We start from the raw sequence: 14647 nt of genomic DNA, 5'->3' as shown, positions 1-14647 counted from the left end.
GTCAGTCTCCCAGAGTCGTGCGGTGGGACGGCGCGACCTCACCCAGCGCGGCGAGGAAGGCGTCGGTCTCCTCGGCGGTACCGGCGGTGACGCGCAGCCAGCCGGGCAGGCCGACGTCGCGCACGAGCACCCCCCGGTCGAGCAGCGCCTGCCACGCGGCGGGCGCGTCGGCGAAGTGCCCGAACAGGACGAAGTTGGCGTCGCTGGGCACGCAGGTCAGCCCGAGCCCGGGCAGCGCGTCGACGATCCGGTCGCGCTGCGCCTTCACCGCGTCGACGGTCGCCAGCAGCGCGTCGGTGTGCGCCAGCGCGGCCCGCGCGGCGGCCTGGGTGAGCGAGCTCAGGTGGTACGGCAGCCGCACCAGCTGCAGGGCGTCGACGACGGCGGCGTCGGCGGCCAGGTAGCCCAGCCGCAGCCCGGCCATGCCGAAGGCCTTGCTCATCGTCCGGCTCACGATCAGCCGCGGCCGGCCGGGCAGCAGGGTGAGCGCCGAGGGCGTGCCGGTGCGGGCGAACTCCGCGTACGCCTCGTCGACGACGACCACCCCTTCGGTCGCCTCGTACAGCGCGGCGACCGTGTCGAGGGCGACGGCGGTGCCCGTCGGGTTGTTCGGGCTGGTGACGAAGGTGACGTCGGGCCGGACCTCCCCCACCTGCCCCACGGCGGCGCCGGTGTCGATGGTGAAGTCGGCCGCCCGGTGCCCGTCGACCCAGGCCGTTCCAGTGCCCGCCGCGATGATCGGGTGCATCGAGTAGGACGGGGTGAAGCCCAGCGCCGTGCGTCCCGCTCCCCCGAAGGCCTGCAGGATCTGCTGCAGCACCTCGTTGGAGCCGTTGGCCGCCCAGACCTGCGCCGGCGCCACGGCCTGTCCCCCGGTGCGTGTCAGGTAGGCGGCGAGATCGGTCCGCAGCGCGACGGCGTCACGGTCGGGGTAGCGGTTGAGCTCCAGTGCCGCGGAGCCGAGCGCCGCCCCGAGGTCGGCGAGCAGCTCGGCGGGCAGCGGGTGCGGGTTCTCGTTGGTGTTGAGCCGATGCGTGGCGGGCAGCTGCGGAGCGCCGTAGGGGGTGCGACCGCGCAGCTCCGGCCGCAGCGGGAGCTCGTCGAGGCCGGCCATCAGCCGCTCGACCGCGCGGTCTGCCGGATGCGGACGGCGGCGGCGTGCGCGGGGAGGTCCTCGGCGCCGGCCAGGGCGTCGACGTGCCCGGCGACGTCGGCCAGTGCCTGCTCGTCGTACTCGACCAGGTGGATGCCGCGCAGGAACGACTGCACGGACAGCCCGCTGGAGTGCCGGGCGCAGCCGCCGGTGGGCAGCACGTGGTTGGAGCCGGCGATGTAGTCACCCAGCGAGACCGGCGACCAGGCGCCGACGAAGATCGCGCCGGCGTTGCGCACCCGCAACGCCACCTCTCGGGCGTGCTGCGTCTGGATCTCCAGGTGCTCGGCGGCGTACGCGTCGACCACCCGCAGGCCGGCGTCGAGGTCGTCGACCAGCACGACGCCGGACTGGCTGCCGTCGAGCGCGGTGCGGATCCGGTCGGAGTGCTTGGTCACCTCGACCTGCGCCGGCACCAGCGCCAGGACGGCGTCGGCCAGCTCCTCGCTCGACGTGACGAGCACCGCGCCGGCGAGGGGGTCGTGCTCGGCCTGGCTGATCAGGTCGGCCGCGACGTGCGCCGGGTCGGCGGTGTCGTCGGCGAGGATCGCCACCTCGGTGGGGCCCGCCTCGGAGTCGATGCCGATCAGCCCGCGCAGCAACCGCTTCGCCGCGGTCACGTAGACGTTCCCGGGGCCGGTGACCATGTCCACCGGCTCGCAGGTGCCCGCGCCGTACCCGAAGACGGCGATGGCCTGCGCGCCGCCGACGGCGTAGACCTCGGTCACCCCCAGCAGGGCGCAAGCGGCGAGCACGCCCGGGTCGGGCAGGCCGCCGTTGTCCCGCTGGGGTGGGGAGGCGACGGCGATCGACTCGACACCGGCGATCTGCGCCGGCACCACGTTCATCACCACGCTGGACAGCAGCGGCGCCAGCCCGCCCGGCACGTACAGCCCCACCCGGCGGACCGGCAGCCAGCGCTCGGTGACGCTGCCGCCGCCCACCACCTGCGTCGTGACGTCGGTGCGGCGCTGGTCGGCGTGCACCTTCCGGACCCTTGAGATCGCCTCCTCGAGGGCCTCCCGAAGCGTCGGGTCGCACTCGGCCAGTGCCCGGTCCAGCGCCTCCTGCGGAACGGCGAAGTCCTCGGCGTCCACGCCGTCGAGCCGGGCGGTGATCTCCCGCACCGCCTGGGCGCCGCGGATGCGCACGTCCTCGCACAGCGGCCGGACGGTGGCCGTCACCGAGTCGATGTCGGTGGCGGCCCGAGGGAGGAGGCCGGCGAGCTCGCGGACGCCGGGCAGCGCGGATCCGCGCAGGTCGATGCGGGCGAGCACGGGTGCCTCCGGATGGTGGGCGCGGACGGGTCGCCGGAGCGGCCGAGGCGTGGCGACAGGGGCCTCCAGCGTAGCCAGCGCCCCCCGCCACCTCCGGGGCGCCCGGACGGCCCGGGGGCCGGGGGGCCGTACGCTTGCCCGGATGGGTGAGCTGATCCCGCTGTTCCCGCTGGGACGGCCACTGTTCCCCGGTGTCGTGCTGCCCCTGCAGATCTTCGAGCCCCGGTACCGCCGCCTGATGCGCGACCTGATGGACCTGCCCGAGCACGGGGACCGGCGGTTCTTCGGGGTCGTGGCGATCCGGCAGGGCTGGGAGGTCGAGCACGTGGCGCCGGCCGCGGCGCTCTACGACATCGGCTGCACCGCCCGGCTGCAGCGGGTCCAGCCCCAGGCCGACGGCGGTTTCCGCATCCTGACGGTGGGCGGCGAGCGGTTCCGGTTGCTCGACGTCGTCGTCGGCGACGACCCGCCCTACCTCCGGGCCGAGGTGGAGTGGCTCGCCGAGGAGGAGGCCGCCGAGGAGGCCGCCGGCGACGCCGAAGCGGCGACCGACGGTCCCGGGCTGCTCGTCCCGCCCGCCGACGAGGTCGCCACCTCGGTCGCCCGCGGCTCGCTGGACCTGCTGGCCCACGCGGTGGGCGACCTGTTCACCCGCTACGTCTCCGAGGTGTCGGCGCTCGGGGCCGGTACCCACGGCGACGGCGCCGAGGCGGCGGTACGGCTCGCCGCCGCGGCCGACGACCCGGCGGCCCTGTCCTGGCTGGTCGCCTCGTCGGCGCTGCTGACCACGGAGGACCGCCAGGCGCTCCTGGCGGAGTCCGCCACCCGCCGGCGGCTGGCCGCGGAGTCCCGGCTGCTGCGGCGGGAGCTGACGCTGCTGCAGACCCTTGGCGCGGTGCCGGCGCCGCTGCAGCAGTTCGCCACCCCGATGACGGTGAACTGACCGGTCCCCGTCCTCACTTCCGGCCCGCCGGGGTGAGCACGTTCGCACCGAGGAAGCGGCAGACGTTGAGCGCCACGGCGAGGTCGACACGGTTGGTGCGGATCGCGGTGCTCACCTGCTCGAGCGCCTTCGAGACGCGATAGCGGACCGTGTTCCGGTGCAGGTTCATCAGTGCGGCGGTGTCGGTGTAGCTCTCGCCGGTCGAGAGGAAGACGCGGAGCGTCTCGCGCAGCACGTCCATGTTCTCGGCGTCGACCGCCAGCCCTCCGAGAACCTCGACGACCCACGCGCTGGTGGACTCCAGGTCGTTGGCGAGCAGGGAGGCGATCGCCACCCCCTCGTCCCCGAAGCTGATGGCCGCCGTGCCATCGGCCGGGGAGATCGCCACCCGGCGAGCCGCCCGGGCCTGCTCGTGCGTCCGACGGAACCCCGGCACCCCCGCGTCGGCGAGTCCGAGGCACAGCCGCGAGGTCCTCGCCTGGCCGACCACGTGCCGGATCTGCTCCATGTCGACCGGCGGCGGCTTCGCCGCGAACGGGAGCCAGGCCCACGCGGTCATCCGGTCCACCGCCGTGATCAACGGAGAAGCGGTGCAGCCGGCGACGGCGGCCACCTTCCACACGACCTGGGTGAGCATGCGCAGCTCGTCCGGGGCCGGAGCCGGGTCGACCGACCAGATGATCAGGCCGATGTGGTGGCCGTCGAGCCGGTACCCGGTCTCCTGCTCGAACTCCCGGACGGGCACGTTGCGCCTGCTGAGCACGTCGTGGACCAGCGTCGCCCGGACGTTGCCCTGCGTGCCGACCCAGCGGTTGCGCTCCTCCTCGTACACCTCGAAGACGTACTGCGAGATCCAGTCGATGTAGCGCCCGACCACCGACGACATGTGCTGCAGGACGGCGAACTTCTCCTCGGCCGAGCACTCGAGGGCCTGCACGTCCGGGAAGATCTGCTCGATGAAGTCGTCCTTGCCGACGTTGTAGGCGCGGACGAGCGAGTTGGCCGGGATGTCCCGCTGCGCCAGCCGCAGCGCGTACTCGACCGCCGCCGTGGTGGGCTGCAGCCGCTCGATCGGGATGTCGTTGATCAGGATGTGCGTGATCGTCTTGGTATTGGCGTCGACGCTCGCGCGGAGCAGGTCCAGGAAGGCCTGATCGACGTCGAGCGACCTGATCTCGCGGGCGATCAGATCGCTCATGTCGTGCGCGATCTTCGGCTGCCGGCGGTCCAGCCGCATCGCGGCCTGCGCCACGAGCTCCTTCAGCCGGGGCGGCGCCGGGCGTTCAGCGTTTCCGCCGGTGCCCGCCGCGCCCCACCGCTCCGTCTGCACGGCGGTCACCGGGCCAGTCCTGCCAGCGCCGAACGTGCGGCGTTGTAGCCGCACATCCCGTGCGCGCCGGCACCGGGCGGGGTCGCCGCCGAGCACAGGTAGACCCCGTCGACGCCCAGCCGGTAGGGGTCCAGGGCGATGCGGGGCCGGAAGACCAGCTGCAGCGGGTCGTTGGCGCCGGTGACGACGTCCCCGCCCACGTAGTTGGCGTTGTGCTCCTCCATGGCGGTCGTCGACCACACGTGCCGGGCGAGGATCCGGTCACGGAAGCCCGGCGCGAACCGCTCGATCTGCGACTCGATGGCGGTGGTCGCATCCCCGGTCCAGCCCGCCGGCACGTGCGCGTAGGTGTAGAGGGGGTGCACGTCGCCGGAGGACCTGGTCGGGTCGGCCAGGAACTGCTGCCCCACGAGCACGAACGGCCGCTCGGGCATGCGGCCCCGCTGGATCTCCTTCTCGGCGGCGGCGATCTCCTCGAACGTGCCGCCGACGTGGACGGTGCCGGCCCGCCTGGACTCCTCGTGCACCCAGGGGACCCCGCCCTGCACGGCGAACTCGACCTTGAACGATCCCGGTCCGTGGCGGTACCGCGTCAGCGCGCGGGCGATCCGCCGGGGCATCCGATCGCCCACGATGCGGACGGCTGCCCCCGGCGCCACGTCCAGCATCACGATGTCCGGCGAGCCGAGCTCGTCCAGCGATCCGACGGTGACGCCCGTCCGAACCGTGACGCCGTGCTCGGTCAGGCGGGCCATGACCGCGTCGGTGATCGACTGCGACCCGCGCTCGGCGACCGGCCAGCCGTACCGGTGGGCCGCGGTCCCGAGGGCGACACCGATCGCCGACGACGCCGGCGAGCTCAGCGGCCGGAAGGCGTGCGTCGCGACGCCGCCGAACAGGGCCCGGGCCTCCGGGGTCGACCACCGGCGCGCCAGGGCCGCCGCCGGGAGCATCGAGTAGGCCCCGAAGCGGCCCAGCTTCACCGGGTGCCGCGGCACGTGCAGCATCGGGCGCAGGAAGTCCTCGGCGATGTCGCCGAAGTCCTCGGTGAGCGGCCCGAAGAGACGACGCCAGCTGCGGCCGTCGGCGCCCAGACCCTCGGCGGTGCGCTCGACGGAGCGCCACGCCGCCGCTCCCCGGCCGCCGTCCAGCGGATGGGCGTACTCGATCTCGGCCCATCGCCAGGTCAGCCCGTGCGCCGAGAGGTCGAACTCCCGGGATAACGGGGTGTCGACGGCCAAGGGGTGGAACCCCGAGCACCCGTCGTGGGTGAGCCCGGGCAGGGTGAACGCCCCGCTCCGGGCGCCGCCGCCGACTGCGTCGGCGGCTTCCAGCACCGTGACCTGCACGCCGGAGGCCGCCAGCGTGAGGGCGGCAGCGAGCCCGTTGGGCCCGCTGCCGACCACGACTGCGTCCGTCATGCACTCACACTGGCACGGACTGCCGGATGGGGGTGCTCCCCGGCCGGCGTGTAGCCGGGGCTGCGCCACGTGACGGTGTGCGGGATGGGCCCGTTGGGCAGCCAGGGCTGCTCGTTCACCGCGTCGCTCACCTTCCAGTAGCCCCGCTCCACCACGCCCAGCGCCGCGTCGATGACCTTGTACTGCTGGGTCGAGCGGTGGATCGGCTGCGACTCGACCCAGACGACGATGCACTCCCCCGGCTCGAAGGCGCAGCGCTTCTGCACGGCCGTGATGGTCTGCTCGTTGTGCAGGTGGGCGTCGCCGAACTGCCAGCCGACCAGCGTGGTGCAGACGAACTCCCCCTCGCGGATGCGGTAGTTCTCCAGCCGGTCGAGGTGCCGCATCATCAGCGACAGCAGGCCCCGACCCTGGCTGTGCATCGTCCGCCAGGCCACCGCCTTCTGCATGAAGATCTCCGCGATCTCCTTGCCGAACGCGCCGGAGAGCTGGTCGACCTGGTTGGGGTTGAACTTGACCAGGTGCTTGTTCAGCTTGTCCTCGGCCTCGTCGCCCCGGAAGGCCCACGTCGCCGAGGCCCAGTTGCCGGCGTACTGCCGCATGGACGGCAGGAACGACACCAGGTCCGGCCGCAGGTTGCCCAGGATCGGGAAGGTGACGAACGCCGCCAGGATCGGGAGGAGCAGCCACGGCGAGCTGATGTCGGTGACCGCGTAGCCGTCCCAGGCCGGGAAGCCGCCGAACAGCCACGCGGTGGCGAACATGAAGAAGACGTTCCACTCCAGCGGCACCGCCAGGGGGAAGGTCGAGGTGATGAAGATGTGGAAGACGATCATGCCGGCGATGGCCAGCCAGGTGATGGTCGGGTTGGGCGAGAACAGCAGCACCAGCGGCAGGACCAGCTCGACCACGGTGCCGCCGATGTGCGCGAACGACCAGGACACCTTCGACGGCCGCAGGTCGTTCGGGAAGTCGCGGTACAGCGCCCGCTTGAAGGGCAGCGAGGTGATCCACGGGGTGTTGCTCACCATCGGCGGAACGACGTTGGTGAAGTGGTGGCCGAACTTGGAGACACCGGCCCCCAACCAGATGGTGACCATGGCGATCTTGGCCGCGATGATCATGTCGACGTGGCTGCCGAGGACGCCGAAGAAGAACAGCACCGCGACGTACTGTTCGGAACGGGCCGCCAGGAAGACGACCCGGTCGCGCAGGCCCATCAGGATGATCAGGCCCACGAAGGTCAGCAGCCCCCACTGCGGCAGCAGGCCGGCCTCGCTGCCGGGCAGGGCGTCGGTGCGCACCCCGGGGCCGATCAGCAGGAACACCAGCGTGGCCAGGATGAGGAAGTACAGGCCCACGTCGAAGGCCGTCCGCTGGTCACCCGCGGTGCCCGGGACCTTGCCGGGCCACGGTGGGAGCCGGAGGGTGCCCCGCTTCGACCAGTAGAGGAAGCCGCCGATGAACGGCTTGAACTTGAACGCCAGCGGGCCGGAGGACGACGCCCAGCCAGTGATCTCGAACAGGACCGTCCACACGATCAGCTTCTGGTAGACGATCGGCTCGCCCCACCACGCCCCGAGGTCTGCGAAGCCCAGGCCCGGCGTCGTCAGTCCGACGACCGCGAACCCGCCGATCACGTAGAAGGCGAGCTTGTAGACGTAGAGCATGTGGTTGGTCTTCGGGCCGCCGAAGCCGTACTCGCACCAGTGGGTGGCGAGCATGCGCATCCGTTCCATGAACGGCATCGACTCGAACTGGGCCGGGTCCACCGGCGGCATGTCTGCTGTCTTGAATCCCACGAAGTGCTCCTTGTCCGGGCAGGGGTGATCAGCACGAGAGGCGCTCGTGCGGTGCGAACTGCGATGTGGTGGGTGCGGTTGCGTGCGGTGGGCTCAGGCCGGCTGCGGTTGCAGCGACCGGCGGAGGGCGGGTTTGTCCGTCTTGCCGACCGGGTTCTTGGGCAGGGCGTCCACGATCTCGATGCGCTCGGGGACTTTCACCCGGGTGAGGTGGTGGCGGCAGTGCTCGAGGAGGTCCTGCTCGCCGACCCGGGCGTCGGGGTAGAGGCTGACGTAGGCCACGGGCGACTCCCCGAGGACGGCGTCCGGTCGCCCGACGACGGCGGCCTCGAGAACTCCGGGGACGGCGGTGAGGGCCGCCTCGATCTCCTTGGGGTAGATGTTCTCCCCACCCCGGATGATCATGTCCTTCACGCGGTCGACGATCGTCAGGTAGCCGTCCTGGTCGAGGCGGCCGACGTCGCCGGTGCGCAGCCACCCGTCGACCAGGGTCTCCGCGGTGGCCTCGGGCTGGCCGAGGTAGCCGCGCATGACCGTGGGACCGGTGATGACCACCTCGCCCACCTCGCCGGCGGGCAGGGCCGCTCCGCCCTCGCCGCGGATCTCGATGCGCTGGCCGGGCAGGGCCGGTCCGACCGTGCCCAGCTTGCGCACGCCCTCGACCGGGTTGCAGGCCGAGGCGCAGGTCCCCTCCGTCAGCCCGTAGCCCTCCACCATCGTGAAGCCGAACCGCTGCTCGCTGCGGTGGAGGAGCTCGGCGGAGACCGGGGCGGCGCCGCAGACGACGAAGCGCAGGGAGCTCGTGTCCGGCTGGACGTCCTCGGGGAGGGAGGCGAGCAGCGCGTAGATGGTCGGGACCGCCGAGAAGTAGGTCGGCCGCAGCCGCTCCACCTGGTCGAAGAACCGGCTCGCGGAGAAGCTGCCGACGATGCTGAGCTGCCCGCCCGACCGGAAGATCGCCAGCGCGCTCACCATGATCGCGTTGGCGTGGAACAGCGGCAGGACCAGGAGGCAGTGGTCCCGCTCGTCCAGCACGAAGTGCTCAGCCATGGTCGCCGACATCGCGTCGACGTTGGCGTGGTCGAGCATCACGCCCTTGGGGCGGCCGGTCGACCCGCTCGTGTAGATCAGCAGCGCGAGGTCGTCGGGCAGCAGCTCGGCCGGCGGCACCGGCGCACCGGTCGGAACGGCGCGCATGTCCTGCACGTGGATCGCCGGGCGCCCCGCAGTGGGCGCCTCGGGGCCGCTGTTCACCACCACCGCAGCACCGGAGTCCTCGATCTGGTGCCCGGCCTCGGTGGACGTGAAGACCGGGTTGACGGGAGTGGCGACGCCGCCGAGCCGCCAGGCCGCGTACAGCGCGACGAGCAGCTCGACGCGATTGGGCAGCATGACCGCCAGGACGTCCCCGCGGCCGAAACCCGTCTCGGCGAGCTGCTCGGCGAAGGCTGCGATGCGGACGTCGAACTGGGCGTAGCTCAGCTCGACCCGGTCGTCCCGCACGCACGGCCGGGCGAGGTCGGTCTGGGCCGCGTACCAGGGCAGATGACCCAACACGACGTGCGCCCCCTAGCTCGGTGGATCATGTGGCGCCCATCACTGGCGGCGCCCTGTGACCCAGGACACTAGGGATGCCGGAGGGCCCGGCCCACGGCCTCCGGGCACGAACTTCGCCGACCTCGTTGTGCAGCGTGCACAGGCGGGTCCGCCACCCGGCCCGGGAAGTCAGCGAGCGGGACCCGGGTGCGGGGGAACCTGGCCGAGCGACCGCGGGTCGCCGGTGGGACCCGTGCCGGGAGGAGGAGGAGGAGGAGGAGGCGGGGGTGCGACGGCGTCGTCGCGGCCGTGCCGCCCGAGGCCGTCGTCGGCGGCCACCAGCGCGCAGCCCAGGTAGACCAGCAGCGCGGCGAACGGCGCGGCGGCCAGCCCGGGCAACGAGCCCAGCACCAGCCCCGTGGTCACCCGGGCACCGACCTCGGCGAGTTGGGCCTCGCTGGGCGCCGGCCGCAGCAGTTCGCCGGTCTGCCAGGCGACGAGCGCCGCCAGCGAGGTCCCCACGGCGAGGACCACCAGCATCCCGACGCCCCGGCCGCGCCGGAGCCGCCAGGCGACCGCCCCGGCGAGCAGCCCGAGGCCGGCCAGCACGAGCACCAGCACGGCGTCGCCGCCGATCCGCAGCTCACCCGACGGCGTGCCGACGGCAACCGGACCGGTCTCGGTCACGCGGAACTCGGCGCGCGGGGCCAGGGCCCACCAGAGGAGCCCGGCCGGGACGCCCGCCAGCAGGAGGCCGAGCAGCAGCGGCCTCCCCGCGCGCAGGTCCTGCTGGACCTCCGGCCACCCGCGCCAGTAGGCATGGGGCGGCACCCCGGGAACCGGTCGGAAGGACGGCGGTGGGGCGCTCACCGGTCCAGTGAACAACGGACCGCCCTCGGCGCCGTCCCGGGCCCCGTCCCGAGCCTGCGAAGGGTGGGGAGGACGGGGTTTCTCGTCAGAGGATCGCCACGCTGGTGGGCCCCAGCAGCGCCTTGATGTCGCCCATCAGCGCCGTGCTGGGCCGCACCCGCAGCCCCTGGTCCAGCCGCAGCACGGTCTCCCGGCTGCCGTTGACCAGCTTGAGCTGGACCTCGGTGGTGCCGGGGTGGCTGCCCAGCACCTCGCGGAGCCGCTCCACCACCGGCGGGGTGCAGCGGGCCGCGGCCATCGAGACCAGCACCGGGCCGCGCGGACCCTCGGTGAGCTCGGGGACCGTCACCTCGGAGCCGAACAGGGACGGCTGGTCGTCGCGCCGGCTGATCCGGCCCTTGACGACGACGATCTGGTCGCGGACGACCTTCTCGGAGACCTCGGCCCAGGTCTTGGGGAAGAAGAGCACCTCGATGCCCGACTCGAGGTCCTCGAGCGTGGCGATCGCCCACGGGGCGCCCTGCTTGTTGGTGCGCGGCGAGACCGCGGTGAGGATCCCGGCGATCGTGACGTTCGCGCCGTCCTCGATCCCTCCGGCGTTGATCTCGGCGATCGGGGTGTCGGCGTGCGAGGTGAGCACGTGCTCGACCCCGTGCAGCGGGTGGTCGGAGACGTAGAGGCCGAGCATGTCTCGCTCGAACATCAGCCGCTCGCTCTTCGACCAGTCGGCGGTGGGGACGGTGATGTCGAGCGCGCCGCCGAACGGGTCGTCCTCCCCGCCCTCGTCGCCGAAGCTGCCGAAGAGGTCGAACTGGCCCTCGGCCTCCTTGCGCTTGAGGCTCATCGCGGAGTCCACGGCCTGCGCGTGGACCGCGGCGATGCCCTGCCGGGAGTGGCCGAGGGAGTCGAAGGCCCCCGCCTTGGCCAGGGACTCGATGACCTTCTTGTTGCAGGCCACCGTGTCGATCTTGCGCATGAAGTCGGCGAAGTCCTTGAACGCGCCCTTCTCCTCCCGCGCCCGCACGATCGACTCGACGACGTTGTGCCCCACGTTGCGCACCGAGGCGAGGCCGAAGCGGATGTCGGTGCCGACGGCGGTGAAGTCCCACGAGGACTCGTTCACGTCGGGCGGCAGCACCTTGATGCCCATGCGGCGGCACTCGGCCAGGTAGATCGGCCGGCGGTCCTTGTCGTCCTGGACGCTGGTGAGCAGCCCGGCCATGTACTCGGCCGGGTAGTTGGCCTTGAGGTAGGCCGTCCAGTACGAGACCAGCCCGTAGGCGGCGGAGTGGGCCTTGTTGAACGCGTAGTCGGCGAACGGGACGAGGATGTCCCAGAGCGTCTTGATCGCGGCGCCGGAGAACCCGTTGGCCTTCATCCCGGCCTCGAAGCCGACGAACTCGGCGTCCAGGACCGACTTCTTCTTCTTGCCCATTGCGCGGCGCAGCAGGTCGGCCTTGCCGAGGGTGTACCCGGCGACCTTCTGCGCGATCGCCATGACCTGCTCCTGGTACACGATCAGGCCGTAGGTGCCGCCGAGGATCTCCTCGAGCGGCTCGGCCAGTTCGGGGTGGATCGGCGTGATCTCCTGCTGGCCGTTCTTGCGCAACGCGTAGTTGGTGTGCGAGTTCGCGCCCATCGGCCCGGGCCGGTAGAGCGCGCCGACCGCGGAGATGTCCTCGAAGTTGTCCGGCCGCATGAGCCGCAGCAGCGAGCGCATCGGGCCGCCGTCGAACTGGAAGACGCCGAGGGTGTCGCCGCGGGAGAGCAGGGCGTAGGTGGCCGGGTCCGTGAGGTCCTTGCTGATCTCGTCGAGGTCGACCGGCTCCTTGCCGTTGGACACGATGTTGCGAAGCGCGTCGTCGATCACCGTGAGGTTGCGCAACCCGAGGAAGTCCATCTTGAGCAGGCCGAGCGTCTCGCAGGTCGGGTAGTCGAACTGCGTGATGACCGCGCCGTCGGCCTCGCGCCGCATGATGGGGATCGAGTCGATCAGCGGGAACCGGCCGATGATGACGCCGGCGGCGTGCACGCCCCACTGCCGTTTCAGGCCCTCGAGCTTGCGGGCCTGGTCGACGACCTCGGCCGCCCCGGGGTCGGACTCGTAGCGGGCGCGGAACTCCGCGGCCTCCTTGTAGCGCGGGTGCGCCGGGTCGAAGACCCCCGACAGCGGGATGCCCTTGCCCATCACGTCCGGGGGCATCAGCTTGGTCAGCTCGTCGCCCACCGAGTAGGGCCGGTCGAGCACCCGGGCGGCGTCCTTGATCGCGGCCTTGGCCTTGATGGTGCCGTAGGTGACGATCTGGCTGACCCGCTCCTCGCCGTACTTCTGCGAGACGTACTGGATGACCTCACCGCGGCGGCGGTCGTCGAAGTCGATGTCGACGTCGGGCATCGAGACGCGCTCGGGGTTGAGGAACCGCTCGAAGATCAGGCCGTGGGCCAGCGGGTCGAGGTCGGTGATGCCCATGGCGTACGCGGCCAGCGAGCCCGCCGCCGAGCCACGGCCCGGGCCCACGCGGATGCCGTTGTCCTTGGCCCAGTTGATGAAGTCGGCGACCACGAGGAAGTACCCCGGGAAGCCCATCTGCGTGATGATCCCGACCTCGTAGTCGGCCTGCTTCCGCACGTGGTCGGGGATGCCGTTCGGCCAGCGCTTGTGCAGGCCGCGCTCGACCTCCTTGACGAACCAGGAGGTCTCGTCCTCCCCCGGCGGCAGCGGAAAGCGCGGCATCAGGTCGGCGCCCTCGGTGAAGGACACCTCGCACTGCTCGGCGACGAGGAGCGTGTTGTCGCAGGCCTCGCGCAGGTCACCGGGGAACAGCTCGCGCATCTCGGCCGCGGACTTCAGGTAGTAGCCGTCGCCGTTGAACTTGAAGCGGTTGGCCTCGTTGAGCCGGGAGCCGGTCTGGATGCACAGCAGGGCGTCGTGGGCGTCGGCGTCCTCCTTGTGCGTGTAGTGCAGGTCGTTGGTGGCCAGCAGCGGGATGCCCAGGTCCTCGGCGATGGCCAGCAGCGCGGGGCGCGTCTTCTTCTCGATGGACAGCCCGTGGTCCATCAGCTCGGCGTAGAAGTTCTCCCGCCCGAAGATGTCCTGGAAGTCCGCGGCCGCCTGGCGCGCCTTGTCCTCCTTGCCGGCGCGCAGCCACATGTTCACCTCGCCCGAGGGGCACCCGGTGGTGGCGATCAGGCCCTTGCCGTAGCGCTCCAGCAGGTCGCGGTCGAACCGGGGCTTGCGGTACTGCCCCTCCAGGCTGGCCAGCGAGGAGATGCGGAAGAGGTTGTGCATGCCTTCGGTGGTGCGGGCGAGCAGCGTCATGTGGGTGTACGCGGCCTTGCCGCGGTTGGACCCGCCGTCACCCTCCTCGTCGATCAGCTTGTCGCCGAAGTCGAACGGGGCGCGGTCGAACCGGGAGCCGGGCGTGTAGTAGCCCTCCATGCCGATGATCGGCTTCACGCCGGCGCCCTTGGCCTGCTTGTAGAAGTCGTAGGCGCCGAAGACGTTGCCGTGGTCGGTCATCGCCAGCGCCGGCATGCCCTGGGCGGCGGCGGCCGCGGTCACCTCCGGCAGCTTCGCCGCCCCGTCCAGCATCGAGTACTCGGTGTGCACGTGCAGGTGCACGAAGTTCTCGTCACGGGACGGGCTGCTCACGGTGCTGGGTGCTCCTCACGGGTCTCGACGGCCCGGCCGCGCGGGGCGTGCCGGGTCGACGGGGTGGTTCTCATGACCGGCGGGGAAGGCCGTTCGGCGGTGACGCTCGGGCGGGGACCGGTACCTGTCGATCCTCGCACCTGGACAGGTCTACCGGCGACCACCGACAGTTCGTGTCCCGGCGATCCGGACCACTCCGTCACACGCTCCCCGCCGGTCCTCTCCCGAGCCGCCGGCGCATGGTGACGTGGGCGATCCCGGCCTCCTCGTAGATCTCGCCCACGGCGGTGTACCCGGCCCGCTCGTAGAACCGCCGGGCCGGCAGCTGGGCGTGCAGCTCGACCTCGGTGGCGCCGCACCCGGCCGCCTGGCGGTGCAGCTCGGCGAGCACCGCGGCTCCGTGGCCCCTCCCCCGCGCCTCGGCTGCGGCGGCCATCCGGCCGATCCGGGCCGTCCCGCCGTCGACCACCAGCCGCCCGGTCGCCACCACCCGCCCGGCGTCGTCGCGGCTGAGCACGTGCACCGCCGTGGCGTCGGCGTCGTCCCGCTCGATCTCCGGCGGAACGCCCTGCTCGACGACGAACACGCGGGTGCGCAGGTCCGCGACCTCCGGCCAGTCGGCGGGAGTGGCGACCTGCGCGGTGGGGCTCGGCACGGCCCCAT

The 14647-nt window shown here is 72.1% G+C and carries 10 protein-coding genes; 1 reads left to right on the top strand and 9 read right to left on the bottom strand.

All coding sequences use genetic code 11. The annotated features are described in order from the left end of the window. Position 1 precedes the first annotated feature (1 nt). Both ACI791_RS12820 and hisD read right to left on the bottom strand, forming a co-directional pair. Complete coding sequence (locus ACI791_RS12820; RefSeq protein WP_456586382.1) at positions 2 to 1114, bottom strand: histidinol-phosphate transaminase; 1113 nt, start codon at positions 1112 to 1114, stop codon at positions 2 to 4. Continuing rightward, positions 1114 to 2430 carry a histidinol dehydrogenase gene (gene hisD / locus ACI791_RS12815; RefSeq protein ID WP_456586381.1) on the bottom strand — a complete coding sequence of 439 codons (1317 nt, stop codon included), beginning with the start codon at positions 2428 to 2430 and terminating at the stop codon, positions 1114 to 1116. Before hisD ends, ACI791_RS12820 begins: the two co-directional genes overlap by 1 nt. Positions 2431 to 2572: 142 nt before the next feature. On the opposite strand from hisD, the gene ACI791_RS12810 reads away from it, so the two are divergent. After that, complete coding sequence (locus tag ACI791_RS12810; RefSeq protein WP_347060345.1) at positions 2573 to 3373, top strand: LON peptidase substrate-binding domain-containing protein; 801 nt, start codon at positions 2573 to 2575, stop codon at positions 3371 to 3373. Between the two features lie 13 nt (positions 3374 to 3386). Here ACI791_RS12810 and ACI791_RS12805 read toward each other — a convergent pair whose 3' ends face one another. The 7 genes from ACI791_RS12805 to ACI791_RS12775 form a co-directional block, all read right to left on the bottom strand. Further along, the gene (locus tag ACI791_RS12805; RefSeq protein ID WP_456586380.1) at positions 3387 to 4712 is read right to left on the bottom strand and encodes a PucR family transcriptional regulator; all 1326 of its coding nucleotides are present in this window, start codon (positions 4710 to 4712) and stop codon (positions 3387 to 3389) included. Next, positions 4709 to 6124 carry a phytoene desaturase family protein gene (locus ACI791_RS12800; protein ID WP_347060343.1) on the bottom strand — a complete coding sequence of 472 codons (1416 nt, stop codon included), beginning with the start codon at positions 6122 to 6124 and terminating at the stop codon, positions 4709 to 4711. Before ACI791_RS12800 ends, ACI791_RS12805 begins: the two co-directional genes overlap by 4 nt. After that, positions 6121 to 7926, bottom strand: coding sequence for a DUF3556 domain-containing protein (locus ACI791_RS12795; RefSeq protein WP_347060342.1), 1806 nt, complete (start codon positions 7924 to 7926; stop codon positions 6121 to 6123). Before ACI791_RS12795 ends, ACI791_RS12800 begins: the two co-directional genes overlap by 4 nt. 93 nt (positions 7927 to 8019) lie before the next feature. Next, the gene (locus ACI791_RS12790; protein ID WP_456586379.1) at positions 8020 to 9483 is read right to left on the bottom strand and encodes a class I adenylate-forming enzyme family protein; all 1464 of its coding nucleotides are present in this window, start codon (positions 9481 to 9483) and stop codon (positions 8020 to 8022) included. Positions 9484 to 9651: 168 nt separating this feature from the next. After that, the gene (locus ACI791_RS12785) at positions 9652 to 10332 is read right to left on the bottom strand and encodes a hypothetical protein (RefSeq protein ID WP_456586378.1); all 681 of its coding nucleotides are present in this window, start codon (positions 10330 to 10332) and stop codon (positions 9652 to 9654) included. Between the two features lie 85 nt (positions 10333 to 10417). Then, the gene (gene dnaE / locus ACI791_RS12780; protein ID WP_456586377.1) at positions 10418 to 13984 is read right to left on the bottom strand and encodes a DNA polymerase III subunit alpha; all 3567 of its coding nucleotides are present in this window, start codon (positions 13982 to 13984) and stop codon (positions 10418 to 10420) included. 199 nt (positions 13985 to 14183) lie between these two features. Continuing rightward, complete coding sequence (locus tag ACI791_RS12775; RefSeq protein ID WP_456586376.1) at positions 14184 to 14639, bottom strand: GNAT family N-acetyltransferase; 456 nt, start codon at positions 14637 to 14639, stop codon at positions 14184 to 14186. Between the last annotated feature and the right edge of the window lie 8 nt (positions 14640 to 14647).

It is taken from the genome of Blastococcus sp. SYSU DS0973, from assembly GCF_054051055.1.
This window is presented reverse-complemented; position numbering and strand designations above follow the sequence as displayed.